Raw genomic sequence first — 18,259 nt, forward strand, 5'->3', positions numbered from 1 at the left:
TCGGTGAGTGCATCAGACCGCCGTCCCGACCAGCATGCCGATGCCCGCAGTCAGCGCCATGGCCAGAGCCCCCCAGAAGGTGACGCGCATCGTCGCCTTCCACACTGGCGCGCCGCCGGCGCGCGCGCCGACGCCGCCAAGCAGGGCAAGGAACAGCAGCGACGCGACCGCTTCGACCGAAACGAGCAGGTCGCGCGGTGCCAGGATCACGATGAGCAATGGCAAGGCGGCACCGACGGTGAAGGTCGCGGCCGAAGTGAACGCCGCCTGGATCGGCCGCGCCGTAGTCATGTCCGATATGCCGAGTTCATCACGCGCATGCGCGCCGAGCGCGTCCTTCGCCATCAGTTGCCGCGCCACAGTTTCCGCGATCGCCGGATCGACGCCGCGCGCGGCATAGATGCCGGCCAGTTCGCGAACCTCGCTTTCGACATCTCCGGCCAACTCGGCTCGCTCGCGGGCCAGATCGGCGTGTTCGGTGTCCGACTGCGAACTGACCGAGACATATTCTCCCGCCGCCATCGACATCGCGCCGGCGACCAGCCCGGCCACGCCGGCGATCACGATGTCGGCCGGCTTGGCCGCAGCTGCCGCCACGCCAATGATCAGGCTGGCGGTCGAGACGATACCGTCATTCGCGCCCAGCACGGCCGCGCGGAGCCAGCCGATCCGCGATACCAAGTGTCGCTCGGGATGCAGATGCAGCCTGGTCATCGTCACGTTCTCCGGTGGGCCGTCGCCGCGCGGCGCATCGGCGTCGGGTTGAACGCTGCCGGATCGACGAAGGCCGCACCATACGCAGAACTACCCATCACCAGCGCTGCTGGCGGACGTCCTGCGGGGATAGACGCCGGATTCAACTGGTCCGATGCTGCCGGGCTCACCGCGACAGCCCTTCCGAAGCGGATAGGACAAGCAGCCGTAGCGGCCATGTCGACTGACCCACAGGATGCGCGGCGGGCGCGTCCGCACCCGCCGCCGTCATTTCACTTGGCCTTGACCGTCGCCTCGGCCTTGCCCTTCTTCTTGGGCTTTTTCGGCGGGGCGCCGACCACCTCGAACGACATGGCGTTGTCCTTGAGCTTGACCGTCACCTCGCCGCCATGGACGAGCTTGCCGAACAGCAGTTCCTCGGCGAGCGGCTGCTTGATCTTTTCCTGGATCAGCCGGCCCATCGGGCGCGCGCCATAGAGCTTGTCATAGCCCTTGGTGGTGAGCCACGCCTTGGCCTCGTCGTCGAGCTTGATGTGCACGTTGCGGTCGGCCAGCTGCAGCTCGAGCTGCAGGATGAACTTGTCGACCACGCGCGCCACGACTTCCGGCGGCAGATAGCCGAACGGGACGATCGCATCGAGCCGGTTGCGGAATTCCGGCGTGAACATCTTCTGCACCGCCTGCTCGTCCTCGCCCTCGCGGGTGAGGTTGCCGAAGCCGAGCGTCTCGCGCGCCATGTCCGACGCGCCGGCATTGGTCGTCATGATCAGGATGATGTTCCTGAAATCGACGGTCTTGCCGTGGTGGTCGGTGAGCTTGCCGTTGTCCATCACCTGCAACAGGATGTTGAACAGGTCGGGATGCGCCTTCTCGATCTCGTCGAGCAGCAGCACGGCATGCGGCTGCTGGTCGACCGCATCGGTCAGCAGACCGCCCTGGTCGTAGCCGACATAGCCGGGAGGCGCGCCGATCAGCCGGCTGACCGAATGGCGCTCCATATATTCCGACATGTCGAAACGCTGCAGCGGGATGCCCATGATCGTCGCCAGCTGGCGCGCGACCTCGGTCTTGCCGACGCCGGTCGGGCCGGTGAACAGATAGTTGCCGATCGGCTTGTCGGGATCGCGCAGGCCGGCACGGCTGAGCTTGATCGCCGAGGCGAGCTTCTCGATCGCGGCGTTCTGACCGAACACGACGCGCTTGAGATCGGTGTCGAGGCTTTCCAGCGCCTTGGTGTCGTCGGCCGAGACCGATTTCGGCGGGATGCGCGCCATCGTGGCGATGACCTGCTCGATCTCGCGCGTGGTGATCGTCTTCTTGCGCTTGGCCAGCGGCACCAGCATCTGCATCGCGCCGACCTCGTCGATCACGTCGATCGCCTTGTCGGGCAGCTTGCGGTCGTTGATGTAGCGCGCCGACAGCTCGACCGCCGACTTGATCGCGTCGGGCGTGTACTTGACCGAGTGATGCTGCTCGAAGGCGGTGCGCAGGCCGGTGAGGATCTTGATCGTGTCCTCGATCGTCGGCTCGTTGACGTCGATCTTCTGGAAGCGCCGTAGCAGCGCGCGGTCCTTCTCGAAATGGTTGCGGAATTCCTTGTAGGTGGTCGAGCCGATGCAGCGGATCGTGCCGCCCGACAAGGCCGGCTTGAGCAGGTTCGACGCATCCATCGCGCCGCCGCTGGTCGCGCCGGCACCGATCACGGTGTGGATCTCGTCGATGAACAGGATCGCGTCGGGCAGCTTTTCGAGCTCGTTGACGACCGCCTTCAGCCGCTCCTCGAAATCGCCGCGATAGCGCGTGCCGGCGAGCAGCGCGCCCATGTCGAGCGAATAGATCACGGCCGGGAGCAGCACCTCGGGCACCGCGCCCTCGATGATCTTGCGCGCCAGGCCCTCGGCGATGGCGGTCTTGCCGACGCCGGGATCGCCGACATAGAGCGGGTTGTTCTTCGAGCGGCGGCACAGGATCTGGATCGTGCGATCGACCTCGGCCATGCGCCCGATCAGCGGATCGACCTTGCCGTTGCGCGCCTTCTCGTTGAGGTCGACGCAGAACTGCTTGAGCGCGGACTCGTTCTTGCCCTTGGTGTCGCCCTTTTCCTTCTTGGCGTCGTCGTCGGCGCCCTTGGGGGTGACGGCCTCGGTCGGCGTGCCGCCCTTGCCGACGCCGTGGCTGATGAAGCTGACCGCATCGAGCCGGCTCATGTCCTGCTGCTGCAGGAAATAGACCGCATAGCTTTCGCGCTCGCTGAACAGCGCGACGAGCACATTGGCGCCGGTCACCTCGTCGCGGCCCGAGGACTGGACATGGAGGATGGCGCGCTGGACGACGCGCTGGAAGCCCGAGGTCGGCGACGGATCGGTCGCGGCATCGACCTTCAGCGCCTCGAGTTCGGTGTCGAGATAATGCGCGACGGTGGTCTTCAGCTCGGCCGTGTCGACGCCGCACGCGGTCATGACCTTGGAGCCATGCTCGTCGTCGATCAGCGCGAGCAGCAGATGCTCGAGCGTGGCATATTCGTGGCGGCGCGACGATGCGGCCTCGAGGGCCTTGTGCAGCGTGGTTTCGAGCGCGGAGGCAAAAGATGGCATTACAAATCTACTCCATGCGGGCCGCAGCGATACAGACGGCCCTTTCCTCTCATGTCGGAAGTCGGACCGTCCGCATCAAGCACTTGAAACTCGCCCCGGTTGCGATAGCGGCCAGGGCAGGGGGCGCTCATCTTCTAAATAGCTGATCTGCGCTTGCGCGATGGTTAACGGCGCGTTCCATTTTGCCGCGCGCCCGGATAATTTCCGCTTCGAGCGCCGCGATCCGCGCCTCGAGCTCGGCCACCGACAGCGGATCGAGGTCCTGCCGCATCAGCTCGCTGAGCAGGTCACCGGATTTTTTCGGCAGGAACTCGTCAGGATCCATGGCCAGCAACGTTGACCGGCGGTGGCACGATGTCAATAAGGCGGCGGGCCAGATAGCGGACAAGTCGATGAACAATGTTTCGACCGTGATGAACGCGATCGACCCGGAGGCGCCGGGCGGACCTGAGGTGCTACGCGTGGTGCAGCGCCAGGTGCCGCGGCCGGGCGTCGGCGAGGTGCTGATCCGCGTCGCCGCCGCCGGGGTCAACCGGCCCGACGTGCTGCAGCGCAAGGGTGGCTATCCGCCGCCGCCGGGCGCGCCGTCGATTCCGGGGCTCGAAGTGGCGGGCGAGATCGTCGCGCTGGGCGAAGGGGTCACGGCCGAGATGCTCGGCCAGCCGGTCTGCGCGTTGCTCGCCGGCGGGGGTTATGCCGAATATGCGGTGGCGCCGGTCGGCCAGTGCCTGCCTGTGCCCAATGCGCTGAGCATGATCGAGGCGGCGGCGATCCCCGAAACGCTGTTCACCGTGTGGACCAATTTGTTCGAGCGCGGTTATGCCACCGAGGGCGATACCGTGCTCGTCCATGGCGGCACCTCGGGGATCGGCACGATGGCGATCGCGCTGGCCAATATCTTCGGGCTGACGATCATCGTCACCGCCGGTTCCGACGACAAATGCGCCGCCGCGAAGGGTCTGGGTGCCGATCATGCGATCAACTACAAGACGCAGGATTTCGTCGCCGAGGTGAAGGCGATCACCGGCGGCGTGGGCTGCGCGGTGGTGCTCGACATGGTCGGCGGCGACTATGTCCCGCGCAACATGCAGTGCCTCGCCGAAGACGGCCGCCATGTGTCGATCGCGGTGCAGGGCGGGTTGATGGCGACGGTGCCGATCTTCGAGATCATGCGCCGCCGCCTGACGCTGACCGGCTCGACCCTGCGGCCGCGCGACGCGGCGTTCAAGGGGCTGGTCGCCGACGAGCTGCATCGGACCGTCTGGCCGCATGTCGAGGACGGCAAGCTCAGGCCGGTGATCGACCGCACCTATCCGCTCGCCGAGGCGGCCGCGGCGCACGAACGGATGGAAGCCGGCGACCATGTCGGGAAGATCGTGCTGACGATGTGAGTTTACGCGCTGGGCTTCCGACGATTTCCTAGTAAGTTGCCGCCGAATCTTTCCGGGGGGATTGGCGGCATGGCGGTGGAACAGGATCCGGTGGTCAAGCGCGACGCGGTGCTGCGCGCGATCATCCTGGCGGCGTTGATGATGGCGACCGGGCTGACCATCAAGCTGTCGCGCAAGCCGATCCTGATGACCGACCGGTCGTGGGTCGCCGAGGTCGCGCCGCTGCCGGCCAAGGCCGATGCGCAGGTGCTGGCGAGCTGGGTCGACAATGCCGGCACGGTATCGTGGAAATATGAGCACAAGCCCGGCATCGAACTGCCCGCGCTGACCCCTGCCACGCCCAAGGACGCGCCGCTGATGGTCGGCTATTCGCTGCGCGAGAAGGATGCGTTCGGCATGCCGTTCGCCGGCCTGACCGACGAGAGCTGGGTGATCTACCGCGACCGCGGCAACTATTTCGAAACAATCGCACTGACGCCGGAGGGTTGGGCCGGTGTCGAGAAACGTGCCGGGGTGCCCTTCCCGATCCACGGTGTCCCGCCGCTGTGGCGCTATTATTGGGGCTGGTTGTTTTTCCTCGCGCTCGCCGGTTACGGCTGGTTCGAGGCGGTCGCGGCGCGCCACCGACGCGAGGCGGCGGGGGTGATCTGAGCGGATGGGGTAGCCGTGCGCAGCGCGTCATAAGCTCCGCTGATCGATCGTCCGGCCGTTTCGATTTGACCCGGCGCGCCCGGCTGCGATGAAGATGGCGCCAGCAGGGGAGCAACCATGTCCGACCTCATCCTCCACGAATATGCTGCCTCGGGGAACTGCTACAAGATCCGCCTGACCGCGGCGCATCTCGGCATCCCGCTCGAACGGCGCGAATATGACATCATGGCCGGCGCGACGCGCAGCACGCATTTTCTCGACACCGTCAACGCCAATGGCCGCATTCCGGTGCTGCAGGTCGGCGACGATTTCCTGCCCGAGAGCAATGCCGCGGCCTTTTATCTCGCCGATGGCTCGCACCTGATCCCGACCGACCGCTTCGACCGCGCCGACATGCTGCGCTGGATGTTCTGGGAACAGTATAACCACGAACCCAATGTCGCGACGCTGCGCTTCTGGTTCGGGTGGATCGGCGAGGCGCATTTCACCGAGCTGCAGCGCGCGCAACTGCCGGGCAAGCGCGCCGCCGGCGAGGCGGCGCTGGCGCTGATGGACGAGCATCTCGGCAAGACCGACTGGCTCGCCGCGGGCCGCTTCACGCTCGCCGATATCGTGCTCTACGCCTATACGCACGTCGCGGAGGATGGCGGTTTTCGGCTCGCGCGCTTCCCGGCGGTGCAGGCGTGGCTCGCCCGCGTGGCCGCGCAACCCGGGCATATTCCTATAACATTGTAACATTGCCGTCACGCGATCGGAATCACCCTGTCACAATTGGTCGTCATAGCGCCTTCATCATTGAGGTGGGGTAGGCGCAAATCATGGATGCCATTACCAGGGTCGCGATGGACAACGGCATAACCGATCTTGCCGAATTCGCTCACTCGCAACCAGTATATCCCGAACGTCGCGTCGCCGGTCGCCAGCAATATCGCACGATCTGGATTTCCGACATTCATCTCGGTACGCGCGGTTGCAACGCCGAAATGCTGATCGACTTTCTCGACCATGTCGACAGCGAGATGCTTTATCTCGTCGGCGACATCATCGACGGCTGGCGCCTCAAGAAGAAGTTCTTCTGGCCCGCGGCGCATAACGATGTGGTGTGGCGCCTGCTCAAGCGCGCCAAGCGTGGAACACGCGTGATCTACATTCCCGGTAACCATGACGAGGTGTTCCGGCAGTTTTCGGGGCTCGATTTCGGCGGCGTCGAGATCCGCCGCAAGGCGATCCACCAGACCGCCGATGGCCGCCGGCTGCTCGTGCTGCATGGCGACGAATTCGACGCGATCACGCTGGCGCATCGCTGGCTCGCGCATGTCGGCGACGCCGCCTACACCATCTTGATGGCCCTCAACCGCTGGCTCAACACCTTCCGCCGCACCTTCGGCATGCCCTATTGGTCGCTGTCGAAGCACGCCAAGGCCAAGGTGAAGAAGTCGGTGGAGTTCATCTCGCATTACGAGGATGTCGTCGCGCATGAGGCCGGCATTCGCGGGGTGCAGGGCGTGGTGTGCGGCCACATTCACACCGCCGAGATGCGCGACATCAACGGCATCGAATATTATAATGACGGCGACTGGGTCGAAGGCTGCACCGCGCTGGTCGAGCATCATGATGGCCGGATGGAATTGCTGCACTGGGCCGACGAGATTGCGGCGCGCGCAACCCCGGCCGTCGGTGCGACGGTCACCGCGCTTGCGGCGTAGCCATCGCTTGCCGCGCGGCTATCGCTTCCGTCGCTCGCTGCGGGCGCTGTCGGGGCGCTGGCGTGCGCGCAACGACAACGCTCCTCACCCCGTTCCGCCACCGGAGGCCGTGATGCGTATCGCTATCGTCACCGACGCCTGGAGTCCGCAGGTCAATGGTGTGGTCCGCACCTTGCAGGCGACCCGCGCCGAACTCGAACGGCTCGGCCACCGCGTGCTGGTCATCTCGCCCGATCTGTTCGCCTCGGTGCCGTGCCCGACCTACCCGGAAATCCGCCTCGCCTTTGCCGGCACCGGTGCGGTCGGGCGGATGCTCGAGGAGTTCGATGCGCATGCGGTGCATCTCGCGACCGAGGGGCCGGTGTGCCTTGCCGCGCGGCGCTGGTGCCTGGCGCGCGATTTTCCCTTCACCACCGCCTATCACACGCAATTTCCCGATTATGTCGCGGCGCGGACGGGCGTGAACCCGGAATGGATCTGGCGCTATATCCGCTGGTTCCATGGCCCGGCGCAGGCGATCCTCGCCTCGACCCCATCGATCGCCGCGGTGCTGCATCGCCACGGTCTGCACCATGTGCGGCATTGGGGCAGGGGGGTCGATCTCGCGCTGTTCGGCGCCGACATCGCGCCCGATCCCGCGATTGCCGCGCTGCCCGGGCCGATCCAGCTCTATGTCGGCCGCGTTGCGATCGAGAAGAATATCGAGGCATTTCTGTCGGCCGATCATCCCGGGACCAAGGTCGTCGTCGGAGACGGCCCGGCGCGGTCGGCGCTTGCCGCGCGCTTTCCCGATGCTCATTTTCTCGGGCCGCGTTTCGGCGTGGACCTCGCCGTGGCCTATGCCGCCGCCGATGTCTTCGTCTTTCCCAGCCGCACCGACACGTTCGGGCTGGTGATGATCGAGGCGCTCGCCTGCGGCGTGCCGGTCGCGGCCTATCCAGTGACCGGGCCGGTCGACGTGCTGGTGCCGTCGGTCGGCGCAATGAACGAGGATCTCACCGTGGCGATTGCCGAGGCGCTGACCCGCGACCGCGCGGCGTGCGCCGCCTATGGCGCGGGCTTCACCTGGGAAGCGAGCGCGCGACAGTTCCTGTCCGCGCTGGTGCCGGTGATCGACGAGGCGATCGCGGCCTGACCCGTTGCTTTTTCCGCGCGCGCAACGGTCGTCGACCGGGCCGGCGCGCGGTGGCGAGGTCGGGCGCGGCGCATGATCACCTCTTTCCTTGCCCTTGGGCGCCACAAGCATTAGATCGCGACCCGTGACAGGCCGCTCCGGGAAGGGGCGGCCCTTATTGTTTCTGAAAGGTCCCCCCGTCGTGGCTCAGCCGCTCATGCCCCACGCGACCGCATCCTGGCTGGTCGACAATACCGCGCTCAGCTTCGAGCAGATCGCCGATTTCTGCGGTTTGCACATCCTCGAGGTGCAGGCGATCGCCGACGACACCGCCGCGACCAAGCTGACCGGCCGCGACCCGGTGCGCGCGCATGAACTGACGCTCGAGGAAATCGAAAAGGGCCAGGCCAACGCCGATTACCGCCTGCGCATGACCAAGGGGCCGGAGCAGATCCGCCGCACCAAGGGCCCGCGCTACACGCCGGTGTCGAAGCGCCAGGACAAGCCCGACGGCATTTCGTGGATCATCCGCAATCATCCCGAAATCACCGACGGTGCGATCTCCAACCTGATCGGCACGACGCGCACGACGATTGCCGCGATCCGCGACCGCAGCCATTGGAACATCGCCAACATCACCCCGAAAGATCCGGTCACGCTCGGCCTGACGACGCAGCGCGAGCTCGACGCCGCCGTGTCGAAGGCAGCCAAGTCGGCCGGTCTCGAGGCGCCGGTCGATACGCGGCTCGAGGGCGATCGCGAGGCGCTGATCGCCGAGCTGCGCACCCAGCGCGAGCAGGCGGCACGCGACGCCGAGGCGATGGGCGAGGACGGCGTGGTCGTCCCGGTCAAGGCCGAGCCGACCGCGGAGAATCTGTTCAAGCGCTGATCCGGCGGCGGTTCGAATTCGGCGGCTGGCGTCGGGCGAGTTCCGTTGCTACTCGCAACGTATGTCCAGAACGTCATCCGCCATTTCGCCGCTCGACGAGAGTTTCACGGCGACCAGCCATAAAGGCCTGACCTACAAGTTCGGCGGGGTCGAGCCGGCCAGCGGCGACGTCATGACCGTCGCCCCGGGCGTGCGCTGGGTGCGGCTGGTCGTCCCGGGGCCGCTCAAGCACATCAATTGCTGGCTGATCGACGACGATGACGGCGTTGCGCTGGTCGATACCGGCATGAACCTGCCCGCCGCGCGTGAGGCGTGGAAGGCGGTGTGGCGCGGCCCGCTCGCCGGCACGCGCGTGACGCAGGTGATCGGCACGCACTTCCACCCCGACCATATCGGCCTTGCCGGCTGGATGTGCGACCATCACGCCGCGCCGCTGGTAATGACGCGCGGCGAATGGCTCACCGCCAAGTTCATCGTCGCCGATGCGCGCGACGCGGTGCCCGACGAAGTGACGGCGTTTCGCATCGGCGCCGGCTGGAGCGAGGAGCAGATCGCGGAGGCGGCGAAGAGCGGTTGGTCGGGCTTCCGCCGCATCGTCACGCCGATGCCGATGGGCTATCGCCGCATCAAGGATGGTGACGAGATGACGATCGGCGGCACGCCGTGGCGCATCGTCACCGGTTCGGGCCACAGCCCCGAACATGCCTGTTTGCTCAACGAGCGCGACGGCCTGTTCGTCGCCGGCGACCAGGTATTGCCGCGGATCAGCCCCAACGTCTCGCTTGGGGCGACCGAGCCGGACGCCGATCCGCTCGGCGAGTGGCTCGATTCGATCGCGAAGCTCAAGCAGTTGCCGCATGATCTGCTCGTACTGCCGGGGCATGGCGACCCGTTCCACGGGCTCCATGCACGGCTCGAAGCGCTCGACACCGAACATCGCGCGCGGCTCGACGAACTCGAGATTTTTCTCGCCGAGCCGCGACGTGCCGTCGACTGCTTCGGGCGGCTGTTCCGCCGCGCGATCGGGCAGGACATGCTCGGCATGGCGACGGGCGAAGCCATGTCGCATCTTCGGCGGCTCGAAATCGAGGGTCGGGCGCGCCGCGAGACGCGTGACGGCGTGTGGTGGTTCGCCGCCGCGTAGCGGCCGATTGCGATCGAATTTGCCGGAGCAGCCACGACGCGAGCAGCGCGATCTGTCCCGTATTGTGGTGAATGATTTGTTACCGGCCTTGATCAGTTGGCACCATTATGGTTCTATATCGGGGCAAATTTGGACGTAAATGGGGGGAATTTCATGCAAAATGGGCGCGAAACGGTGAATGGTGCAATGGACGCCATCGATCGCCGCAAATTTCTCGGCAGTGCCGCCGCGCTCGGGGCGGCGGGTGTCATGGCCGCGCCGGCAATGGCTGCGATCAAGGGCGACGATGCGGGTTTGCGCACCCTTCGCGCGCGTTACGAGCTTCGTAACGGCACGATGATCACTGGCCTGTTTGCCGCGCCCAAGGGCAAGACCGACCTCGACGTCGTGTTGGTGATGCCAACCAATGGCGCGACTGCCGAGGATGTGGCGCTGCGCTATGCCGGCCGGGGTTATCTCGCCATCGCCCCGGACCTTGCCAAGGCGCAAGGCAAGGCATCGGCGGGCGCGGGACGTGAGGCCAAGGTTGCCGAGGTGATGCGCGCACTGCCGGGATTGAAGCGGATGATGAACGGCAATGGCCGGGTGGTGATCGTTACCGCCTGATCGACGCCCGCTTCGACGCCACGACAAGGGCGTGCACGTTGCCCGCCCCTTCATCGTCATAGAGACGGCGCGGCGGGGCAAGCTCCACGGCGCCGTTTTTATTTAATCACGCTTTGGTGCGGCGCAAATACTTGATTTTTGCGCCCTTACTTTCAGGTTTACGGCGTATTTATATAAAATATTAAGCACTATAACTCAAACTTTATCGTGATCTTTATTAATCGATGTCAAATCTGACAGGAAAATGAAGCGAAAATGTCGCCTCTTTCATAAGCTTATTTTTCTTTTTACGGCTTAAATTTACTTTGCATTTAGGCGAATCCGCCTAGCCCATCGAGATGCAATGGCGCATGCGAGCCCATGTCGGATCGAGCCGCCCGCTTCCGGGGCGGGGGGCTTTGCACGCGCTCCATGCCGACCAGCGTGGTGCCACGATTCTCGAATTCGCCTTTGTCGCCGCGCCGCTGATGGCGCTGTTGATGGCCATTCTCGTTACCAGCACGGTCTATTTCGCGCAGGAAGGGCTGGAAACCGCCACCGAGGCGACGTCGCGCGTGCTGATGACCGGGCAGGCGCAAAGCGGGGGCTATACCGCCGCCCAGTTCAAGCAGGCCGCGTGCAACGCGCTGCCGCCGTTCATGAAGTGCGCCAATCTGCTGGTCGACGTTCAGAGCTCCAGTTCGTTCACCGCGATCAACACCGGCGCGCCGACCATCACCTTCGACAGCCATGGCAATGTCTCGAACAGCTTCGCCTACACGCCGGGCAATGCCGGCGACATCGTCATCATCCGGCTGATGTACATCTGGAAGGTGCCGACCGGCCCGCTGGGGATGAATCTCGCCACGCTCGGTAACGGCCAGCGATTGCTGATGGCGACGTCGGTCGCCAAGACCGAGCCCTTTTCATGACGTTCGCGCAGACATTGCGACGCTTGCGGCGCGAACAGCGCGGCATCGCGCTGGTCGAGTTCGCGCTCACCGCGCCGTTCCTCATCCTGCTCTATCTCGGCACCTATCAGGTCTCCGACGCGGTGGGCTGTAACCGCAAGGTGACGATCACCGCGCGTTCGGTGGCCGATCTCACCTCGCAATATGCGACGGTGACCAGCGCGTCGGAAGCGACGATCCTCAATGCCTCGGCCCAGATCATGGCACCCTATGATACGAGCAAGGCGACGATCATCGTCTCCGAACTCTACACCGACAACAACAACGTCACGAAGATCGTGTGGAGCCAGGCGACCGGTACGGTGACGCCGCATACGGCCGGTGCGACCTTTACCGCCAACCCCAATCTGGTCACCAGCGGCACCTATTCGATCGTTGCCGAGGTGACCTATGCCTATGTCCCGGCGATGTCGTTCGGTGTGGTCGGTCCGCTGAGTCTTGGCGACACCATCTATATGCGACCGCGCATTTCCTCGGCGGTGACGATGTCATGACCCTGATCGCCAAGCCCCGGCGCCTGTGGCGCGCGATATGCACGTCGGCCGGCGCGTTGCGCCGCGATCGGCGCGGCAATGTGCTGATGATCGTCGGCCTGTCGATCATCCCGCTGACCTTCTCGGCCGGCATGGCGATCGACTATAGCCGCGCGATGCGGCTGCAGACCAAGCTCAACGCTGCTGCCGACGCCGCCGCGCTGGCGGCGGTGACGCGGCCGATGATGAACCAGTCGAGCAACGCCGCCTGTTCGACCGCGAAGAACATGTTCGTCGGCCAGTCTACCGGCCTGTCCGGGCTGACGATCAATGCCAACGACCCGACGCAACTCGCGATCAGCGTCACCGACAGTGCCACGCCGACCGGCACCGGTACGACCTCGACCTGTTCGGCGTCGAGCAGCGCGACGACCGCAAGCTACAGTCGCACCGCCACCGTCACCTATCACGCCACCTCGCAGAACGCGTTCGGCGGGATCCTCGGGCTGACGACGCTGGCGATCCATGGCAGTTCGACGGCCTATTCCGCGGTCGCGCCGAACATCGATTTCTATGTCATGATCGACACGTCTCCATCGATGCTGCTGCCGGCGACAAGTGCCGGCCTTGCCTCGATGACCGCGGCGACCAATGGCTGTGCGTTCGCCTGTCACCAGAGCAACACGTCGTCGAGCGACCCCGGCGGGACGCCCCGGGTCAACGGCGTCTATTGGGATTATTATCAGGTCGCGCGCAACGCCAACATCGTGCTGCGCACCGATCTCGTCGCCGGCGCGGTGCAGGACCTGACGACGCTTGCGAGCACCACCGCGCAGAACAATCATGCAATCTACCGCATGGGTCTGTCGGACTTCGACTATACCTATCGCCAGCTATGGCCGACGGTGCCGATGAGCGGCTATAATGTCGACAGCAACCTGTCGAACGTCAGTTCGCATGTCGGCGATGCGCAGGTGGTGACCTATTGCATCAACAACCAGCGCGTGTGCGGTTCCAACGACAACGATACCGGCACCAATTACACCGCCGCCTTTACCGGCGCATCGGCAACGCTGCCGGCGGCGTCGGGGCTGGGCACCAACAATAGCGGCGATACGCCGCAGGCGATGCTGTTCATCATCACCGATGGCATGCGCGACGAGCTCAACGGCGGATCACGCTATATCGGGCCGATCCCGACCAGCCAGTGCACCGCGATCAAGAATCGCGGCATCCGCATCGCGATTCTCGACACGCAATATCTGCCGGCGTCGGCTTCCGACAGCTGGTCGATCGCCAATGTGAAGACGCCTTATCTGTCGCCAAACGACCTGATCACCCCGGCGCTCACCGCCTGCGCGTCGCCGGGGTTATTCTACCAGGTGACGACCGACGGCGATATCTCGACCGCGCTGGGCACCTTGTTCCAGAAGGCCGTGGCGAGCGCGCGCCTGACACAATAAGTGTCGGCTATCTTGACCGGGTCGTCGCCCCGTGTTCCACTTATGTTCGTTAGGGCGCGAGTCGAGGGGATGCACCATGTCTGCCGATCTGATCTTCTACACCAACCCGATGTCGCGCGGCCGGATCGTTCGCTGGATGCTCGAAGAGGTCGGCGCGCCCTATGAGACGGTGCTGCTCGACTATGCCTCGACCTTGAAGGAAGCGGCCTATCTGGCGATCAATCCGATGGGCAAGATTCCGGCGATCGTTCACCGCGGACAGGTGGTGACCGAATGTGCCGCGATCTGCGCTTATCTTGCCGACGCTTTCCCCGAGGCGGGTCTGGCGCCGGCGACGAGCGATCGCGCGGCCTATTATCGCTGGCTGTTCTTCGCGGCGGGGCCGGTCGAACAGGCGATCACCAACACCTCGATGGGCCTGACGCCGACCGAGCAGCAGCAGCGCATGGCCGGCTATGGCAGTCTCGACCGCGTCGTCGACGTGCTCGAAAAGGCTGTCGCGGTGCACCCCTATTTCGCCGGCGACCGCTTCACCGCCGCCGATGTCTATGTCGGCGCGCAGATCGGCTGGGGGATGCAGTTCGGCACCTTGCCGAAGCGCGATGCGTTCATCGCCTATGGCGATCGCGTCATGGCGCGCGATGCCTATAAGCGCGCGACGGAGATCGACAATGCGCTGATGCCCGCGCCGGAGCCGGCGAGCGCCTAGCGCCAGAGTTCCGCGCGTTAAGTCTGGATCATCTTATTATTTCCGTTCGCCCTGAGCTTGTCGAAGGGCTGTTCTTCTTTTCGACCGTAGAAAGAACAGTGCTTCGACGAGCTCAGCACGAACGGTTTAGATCTACTGCTCTAGACTTTACCGCCGACCCGGCAGCTCGCGCATTACCGCGGCGCGCCATGCGTCGGTGCCGCTCGACCAGCCGGCGATCTCGTCGGTGGTGCGCGCGCAGCCGCGGCACAGCCGGTCGCGCGGGTCGATCTCGCAGATATTGATGCACGGGCTGACGATGCGCCGCACCGGCACGAATTCGATGAAGCTGTCGTCCATGCGGACGCTGCTCAGTCGGTGGTCAGTTTGGCCGACAGGAAGCTCGGCATCGGGCCGTTCCAGCCGTCATCGGGACCGTCGTCCTGCGCCGCATGGTCGCGACGCGGGGCGCGGTCGTCGCGCGGTGGTCGGGAATCGCGGACCGGACGTTCGTCACGTGCCGGGCGTGCCTCGCGCGCCGGTCGCTCGTCGCGTGCGGGCCTGTCCTCGCGCGCCGGACGTTCATCACGCGCGGGGCGTGCCTCGCGTGCCGGACGCTCCTCACGCGCGGGACGCTCGTCGCGCGGCGGGCGCGGCTCGCGCGCGGGGCGGGGTTCGCGGGCGGCAGGTGCTTCGACCGGTGCCGCCTCGGCGGGGGCAGGAGCGGCCGCTTTGGGCTTCGCGCCGCGGCCACGGCCGCGACCCTTTTCCGCCGGGCCGGCCTCGGGCATCTCGACGCCTTCATAGCGCTCGATCTTCAGCCCGGTGAGTTTCTCGATATTGGTGATGTTCTCGGCATCGTCGGGCGTCGCGAAGGTGAAGGCGACGCCGGTCGCGCCGGCGCGGCCGGTGCGGCCGATGCGGTGAACATAATCGTCGGGATGCCAGGGCGCGTCGTAATTGAACACATGGCTGACACCCTTGATGTCGAGCCCGCGTGCCGCGACGTCGGACGCGACGAGGATGTTGACGTCGCCGGCCTTGAAGCGATCGAGTTCGGCGATGCGTTGCGACTGCTCCATGTCGCCATGAATCTCGCTCGAACGAAAGCCGGCGCGCTGCAGCACCTTGTTGAGTTCGCGCACCGTCGTCTTGCGGTTCGAGAAGATGATCGCGGTCTTGACGTCCTCGAGCTCAAGCAGCTCCTGGAGCTTGTCGCGCTTCTTCGCCGCGCTGACGGGCACGAGCCACTGCTTGATGTTGATGTTGGCCGTCGCGGGACGCGCGACCTCGATCGTCTTGGGGTTCGACAGGAACTTGTCGGCCAGCTTCTTGATCGGCGGCGGCATCGTCGCCGAGAACAGCAAGGTCTGGCGCTGCTTGGGCAGCTTGGTGCAGATTTCCTCGATATCGGGGATGAACCCCATGTCGAGCATGCGGTCGGCCTCGTCGATCACCAGCAGCGAACAGCCGGTGAGCAGGATCTTGCCGCGCCCGAACAGGTCCATCAGCCGACCGGGCGTGGCGATCAACACGTCGACGCCCTTTTCGAGCGCGGCGGTCTGGTCGCCCATCGACACGCCGCCGATCAGCAGCGCCATCGAGAGCTTGTGATACTTGCCGTATTTCTCGAAATTCTCGGCGACCTGCGCTGCCAGTTCGCGCGTCGGCTCGAGAATCAGCGAACGCGGCATGCGCGCCCGGCTGCGGCCATGGGCGAGGATGTCGATCATCGGCAGCACGAACGACGCGGTCTTGCCCGTGCCGGTCTGTGCGATCCCGATGATGTCGCGCATCATCAGCACGCTGGGGATAGCGCTCGCCTGAATCGGAGTCGGCTCGGTATAGCCGGACTCATTGACCGCCTTCAAAAGTTCGTCGGAAAGGCCGAGATCGGCAAAGCTCATGCGGTGTCCGGAAAAAATACTGCCGGCGAAGGCGCCGACCAGTAGTCTTGCGCTTGCGGATCGAAGGAGTTTTGTCAAGGTAAAGGCGCGGTGCGCAGATGTTTCGTTACCTCATCGGTGACGATGTCGCGTTCCGATCGGGGAGCCGGGGATGCGTCTGCTGCCGCTTGTCGCGATTCTGTTTTGCAGCCTGGGCGCCGCGCCCGGCACGAGCGATGCGGAGCTGTCATCGCTATCGCACCAGCTGGCTCAGCTAAAGGCCACCCACGGCGAGAACGAAATGCGCAACGCCGGCCCTGAGCTGACGCCGGTCAAGCGGGCGCTGCGCGTCTGGGTCGAGCGACAATTGCCCAGGCGACCGCCCGATAGCGAGGATGGCAGCGGCAATCTGCTGACCAAGGAGGATCTCGCGCCGCTGGCCGCGCAGATCAATGCGTCACTCGATACGGCCGGGCTGACCTGCGGCCGGGAGGGCATGCCCGGCTATCGCTGCAATACGCCGGCCGATGCATCGGCGGATTTTCGCGGCTATCTCGAGCATGTGAGTTTGGGGTTGCTCGGCGGCGACCGCTATCTGCTGGTGATAACCGGCGTCGGCGTGTCCTGCGGTTTTGATGAGTCGGCCTATGTGTTCGAGCAACGGCCGGACCATTCCTGGCATCTGTTGTTGACCAGCGAGCGCAACGATTATGCCAGGGACCATTACAAACCCGAGCATCTCATCGCGGTGAATGTCGCGCCGTCCGTTGTGGCGTGGAACGAGGCCGCGCCGCCACCGCTGATCGCGACGCTGGGATATTCGCCCTGGTGTAGCTCGAACTGGCAGTTGCTCTACACCCGGCTCTGGCGCGCTTCGGCCACGACGCCGACGCCGGCGCCGATCCTCGACCGTCGCGACGCATTGTTCAGGGGCGGCTATTTCGTGGCCGCCGCGCGCCTGACCGCGGCCGATCTGCTCGTTCAGTATGAAGGCCGGAGCATCGACAGCGGCGTTTCGACCCGTGCGCATGTCCTGCACTATCGGATCGCGGCGGGCGACAAGCTTGCCCGGATCGGGCCCGTTGCGCTCGATCCCCAGGCGTTCGTCGAGGAATGGCTGACGAGCGACTGGTCCCGGGCGCGGCAGTGGAACGAGCGTCGAAGCGATGATGCGATGCTCGCCCGCTTGCACCCGCCGGCACCGCAGTCGGCGGAGGATATCCTGTTCGGGGACTTCGACGATTCGCTGCGGCGCTGTCGGGCAGATCCCTCGCTCTGGCAGGTCGCCGTGACGCTCGATCCGAACGGCGCGGCACCGCGTCCACCGCGCTATTTCATGGTGCGCTGGATGCCGCCTTATCGCTTCACGCTCGTCAAGGCGGGGTATCGCGCCTTTGCGGGATGCGACGAGCAGGTCGCGACGCCGGATGATGTTGGAACGCTGTTCCCACCTCAGGGATGGCGGGCTGATGCGCCGTAATCATGCCACGACGGTTTTGACCGCAATCTAGCGCTTCGCCTTCAGTCGTTTGAACCCGCTAATGCTGCACGCGCTGCCCGAGCGCGAGCGCAGCACGTCGCGCTTGGCGCACAGCATCCCGTCGGCGGTGCGTTTGAGATAGAGGCCGGAATAGAAATCGAGCGACGGGCAATCGTCGGCGAGATGCGCGCGCAGCCGCTCGCCCTCGGTCGTCAGCAGGTCGATGCTGTCCGCCGAGGTAACCACCGCGCCGCCCAGCGTGTCCATCGGCACGCATTTCGGCCCCTTCTTCTCGATCACCCGCAGCGGTCGCGGCAGCGGCAGCGGGGGCGGTGCTTCCAGCCGCGGGATACGGATCACGATGCGCTGGCGAATTGTCAGCTGCGCGAGTTCGACGCCGTCGAGCGATCCCGGCTCGCTCGCCATGGCGGCGGGGGCGAGAGCGAGCAGGATCAGGGCAAGGGGCGCGGGAATCGACATGCGAAATGCCACCGTTAGCCGACAGGGTTG

Annotated in this window: 19 protein-coding genes; 13 read left to right on the forward strand and 6 right to left on the reverse strand. The window is 65.3% G+C overall.

From position 1 onward, the window contains the following. Positions 1 to 12 precede the first annotated feature (12 nt). The 3 genes from U1839_RS14310 to U1839_RS14320 all read right to left on the reverse strand — a co-directional run bounded on the left by U1839_RS14310 (position 13) and on the right by U1839_RS14320 (position 3,633). On the reverse strand, positions 13 to 714 hold the full coding sequence (locus U1839_RS14310) for a VIT1/CCC1 transporter family protein (RefSeq protein WP_332804288.1): 702 nt from the start codon (positions 712 to 714) through the stop codon (positions 13 to 15). A gap of 272 nt (positions 715 to 986) precedes the next feature. Continuing rightward, positions 987 to 3,308, reverse strand: a complete 2,322-nt coding sequence (clpA, locus tag U1839_RS14315) for an ATP-dependent Clp protease ATP-binding subunit ClpA (protein WP_332804289.1) — start codon at positions 3,306 to 3,308, stop codon at positions 987 to 989. A gap of 127 nt (positions 3,309 to 3,435) precedes the next feature. Then, the gene (locus U1839_RS14320) at positions 3,436 to 3,633 is read right to left on the reverse strand and encodes a DUF1192 domain-containing protein (protein WP_332804290.1); all 198 of its coding nucleotides are present in this window, start codon (positions 3,631 to 3,633) and stop codon (positions 3,436 to 3,438) included. A gap of 88 nt (positions 3,634 to 3,721) precedes the next feature. On the opposite strand from U1839_RS14320, the gene U1839_RS14325 reads away from it, so the two are divergent. The 12 genes from U1839_RS14325 (at position 3,722) to U1839_RS14380 (ending at position 14,404) form a co-directional block, all read left to right on the forward strand. Next, positions 3,722 to 4,699: an NAD(P)H-quinone oxidoreductase gene (locus tag U1839_RS14325; RefSeq protein ID WP_332804358.1), complete on the forward strand. Its 978-nt coding sequence runs from the start codon at positions 3,722 to 3,724 to the stop codon at positions 4,697 to 4,699. 69 nt (positions 4,700 to 4,768) lie between these two features. Then, a complete protein-coding gene (locus tag U1839_RS14330; RefSeq protein WP_332804291.1) occupies positions 4,769 to 5,350 on the forward strand; it encodes a hypothetical protein in 582 nt (193 codons plus the stop codon). A gap of 117 nt (positions 5,351 to 5,467) precedes the next feature. Continuing rightward, complete coding sequence (locus tag U1839_RS14335) at positions 5,468 to 6,085, forward strand: glutathione S-transferase family protein (RefSeq protein ID WP_332804292.1); 618 nt, start codon at positions 5,468 to 5,470, stop codon at positions 6,083 to 6,085. Positions 6,086 to 6,168: 83 nt separating this feature from the next. Continuing rightward, complete coding sequence (locus U1839_RS14340; protein ID WP_281128914.1) at positions 6,169 to 7,056, forward strand: UDP-2,3-diacylglucosamine diphosphatase; 888 nt, start codon at positions 6,169 to 6,171, stop codon at positions 7,054 to 7,056. A 112-nt stretch (positions 7,057 to 7,168) separates the two neighbouring features. Next, positions 7,169 to 8,191, forward strand: coding sequence for a glycosyltransferase family 4 protein (locus U1839_RS14345; RefSeq protein ID WP_332804293.1), 1,023 nt, complete (start codon positions 7,169 to 7,171; stop codon positions 8,189 to 8,191). 181 nt (positions 8,192 to 8,372) lie between these two features. Further along, entirely contained in the window at positions 8,373 to 9,059 is a 687-nt protein-coding gene (locus U1839_RS14350; RefSeq protein WP_332804294.1) for a cell cycle transcriptional regulator TrcR, read from the forward strand. Between the two features lie 61 nt (positions 9,060 to 9,120). Continuing rightward, a complete protein-coding gene (locus tag U1839_RS14355) occupies positions 9,121 to 10,203 on the forward strand; it encodes an MBL fold metallo-hydrolase (RefSeq protein ID WP_332804295.1) in 1,083 nt (360 codons plus the stop codon). 186 nt (positions 10,204 to 10,389) lie between these two features. After that, a complete protein-coding gene (locus U1839_RS14360) occupies positions 10,390 to 10,809 on the forward strand; it encodes a dienelactone hydrolase family protein (protein ID WP_332804296.1) in 420 nt (139 codons plus the stop codon). 398 nt (positions 10,810 to 11,207) lie between these two features. Further along, positions 11,208 to 11,720 carry a TadE/TadG family type IV pilus assembly protein gene (locus tag U1839_RS14365; protein WP_332804297.1) on the forward strand — a complete coding sequence of 171 codons (513 nt, stop codon included), beginning with the start codon at positions 11,208 to 11,210 and terminating at the stop codon, positions 11,718 to 11,720. Next, on the forward strand, positions 11,717 to 12,253 hold the full coding sequence (locus U1839_RS14370) for a TadE/TadG family type IV pilus assembly protein (RefSeq protein ID WP_332804298.1): 537 nt from the start codon (positions 11,717 to 11,719) through the stop codon (positions 12,251 to 12,253). Before U1839_RS14365 ends, U1839_RS14370 begins: the two co-directional genes overlap by 4 nt. After that, entirely contained in the window at positions 12,250 to 13,695 is a 1,446-nt protein-coding gene (locus tag U1839_RS14375) for a TadE/TadG family type IV pilus assembly protein (protein WP_332804299.1), read from the forward strand. Before U1839_RS14370 ends, U1839_RS14375 begins: the two co-directional genes overlap by 4 nt. Before the next feature lie 76 nt (positions 13,696 to 13,771). Next, positions 13,772 to 14,404 (forward strand): glutathione S-transferase family protein, encoded by a 633-nt coding sequence (locus U1839_RS14380; protein WP_332804300.1) that lies wholly within the window; start codon positions 13,772 to 13,774, stop codon positions 14,402 to 14,404. Between the two features lie 147 nt (positions 14,405 to 14,551). On the opposite strand, the gene U1839_RS14385 is transcribed toward U1839_RS14380, so the two are convergent. Together U1839_RS14385 and U1839_RS14390 are read right to left on the reverse strand one after the other, a co-directional pair. Then, on the reverse strand, positions 14,552 to 14,743 hold the full coding sequence (locus tag U1839_RS14385) for a DUF1289 domain-containing protein (RefSeq protein WP_332804301.1): 192 nt from the start codon (positions 14,741 to 14,743) through the stop codon (positions 14,552 to 14,554). 11 nt (positions 14,744 to 14,754) lie between these two features. Then, a complete protein-coding gene (locus tag U1839_RS14390) occupies positions 14,755 to 16,290 on the reverse strand; it encodes a DEAD/DEAH box helicase (RefSeq protein ID WP_332804302.1) in 1,536 nt (511 codons plus the stop codon). Between the two features lie 151 nt (positions 16,291 to 16,441). Here U1839_RS14390 and U1839_RS14395 point away from each other — a divergent pair, with 151 nt between their 5' ends. Then, on the forward strand, positions 16,442 to 17,749 hold the full coding sequence (locus U1839_RS14395) for a hypothetical protein (protein WP_332804303.1): 1,308 nt from the start codon (positions 16,442 to 16,444) through the stop codon (positions 17,747 to 17,749). 27 nt (positions 17,750 to 17,776) lie between these two features. On the opposite strand, the gene U1839_RS14400 is transcribed toward U1839_RS14395, so the two are convergent. Further along, complete coding sequence (locus U1839_RS14400; protein ID WP_332804304.1) at positions 17,777 to 18,229, reverse strand: hypothetical protein; 453 nt, start codon at positions 18,227 to 18,229, stop codon at positions 17,777 to 17,779. Positions 18,230 to 18,259 lie beyond the last annotated feature (30 nt).

The sequence above is a fragment of the Parasphingomonas halimpatiens genome (assembly GCF_036663795.1).
GTDB lineage: Bacteria > Pseudomonadota > Alphaproteobacteria > Sphingomonadales > Sphingomonadaceae > Sphingomonas.

What these genes read in the sequence shown, in the direction of transcription:
- U1839_RS14345 (WP_332804293.1), top strand. Translation starts at nt 7,169, where the DNA reads ATGCGTATCGCTATCGTCACCGACGCCTGGAGTCCGCAGGTCAATGGT.
- U1839_RS14360 (WP_332804296.1), top strand. Translation starts at nt 10,390, where the DNA reads ATGGACGCCATCGATCGCCGCAAATTTCTCGGCAGTGCCGCCGCGCTC.
- U1839_RS14400 (WP_332804304.1), bottom strand. Translation starts at nt 18,229, where the DNA reads ATGTCGATTCCCGCGCCCCTTGCCCTGATCCTGCTCGCTCTCGCCCCC.
- U1839_RS14370 (WP_332804298.1), top strand. Translation starts at nt 11,717, where the DNA reads ATGACGTTCGCGCAGACATTGCGACGCTTGCGGCGCGAACAGCGCGGC.
- U1839_RS14320 (WP_332804290.1), bottom strand. Translation starts at nt 3,633, where the DNA reads ATGGATCCTGACGAGTTCCTGCCGAAAAAATCCGGTGACCTGCTCAGC.
- clpA (WP_332804289.1), bottom strand. Translation starts at nt 3,308, where the DNA reads ATGCCATCTTTTGCCTCCGCGCTCGAAACCACGCTGCACAAGGCCCTC.
- U1839_RS14355 (WP_332804295.1), top strand. Translation starts at nt 9,121, where the DNA reads ATGTCCAGAACGTCATCCGCCATTTCGCCGCTCGACGAGAGTTTCACG.
- U1839_RS14335 (WP_332804292.1), top strand. Translation starts at nt 5,468, where the DNA reads ATGTCCGACCTCATCCTCCACGAATATGCTGCCTCGGGGAACTGCTAC.
- U1839_RS14340 (WP_281128914.1), top strand. Translation starts at nt 6,169, where the DNA reads ATGGATGCCATTACCAGGGTCGCGATGGACAACGGCATAACCGATCTT.
- U1839_RS14390 (WP_332804302.1), bottom strand. Translation starts at nt 16,290, where the DNA reads ATGAGCTTTGCCGATCTCGGCCTTTCCGACGAACTTTTGAAGGCGGTC.
- U1839_RS14395 (WP_332804303.1), top strand. Translation starts at nt 16,442, where the DNA reads ATGCGTCTGCTGCCGCTTGTCGCGATTCTGTTTTGCAGCCTGGGCGCC.
- U1839_RS14310 (WP_332804288.1), bottom strand. Translation starts at nt 714, where the DNA reads ATGACCAGGCTGCATCTGCATCCCGAGCGACACTTGGTATCGCGGATC.
- U1839_RS14375 (WP_332804299.1), top strand. Translation starts at nt 12,250, where the DNA reads ATGACCCTGATCGCCAAGCCCCGGCGCCTGTGGCGCGCGATATGCACG.
- U1839_RS14325 (WP_332804358.1), top strand. Translation starts at nt 3,722, where the DNA reads ATGAACGCGATCGACCCGGAGGCGCCGGGCGGACCTGAGGTGCTACGC.
- U1839_RS14380 (WP_332804300.1), top strand. Translation starts at nt 13,772, where the DNA reads ATGTCTGCCGATCTGATCTTCTACACCAACCCGATGTCGCGCGGCCGG.
- U1839_RS14385 (WP_332804301.1), bottom strand. Translation starts at nt 14,743, where the DNA reads ATGGACGACAGCTTCATCGAATTCGTGCCGGTGCGGCGCATCGTCAGC.
- U1839_RS14330 (WP_332804291.1), top strand. Translation starts at nt 4,769, where the DNA reads ATGGCGGTGGAACAGGATCCGGTGGTCAAGCGCGACGCGGTGCTGCGC.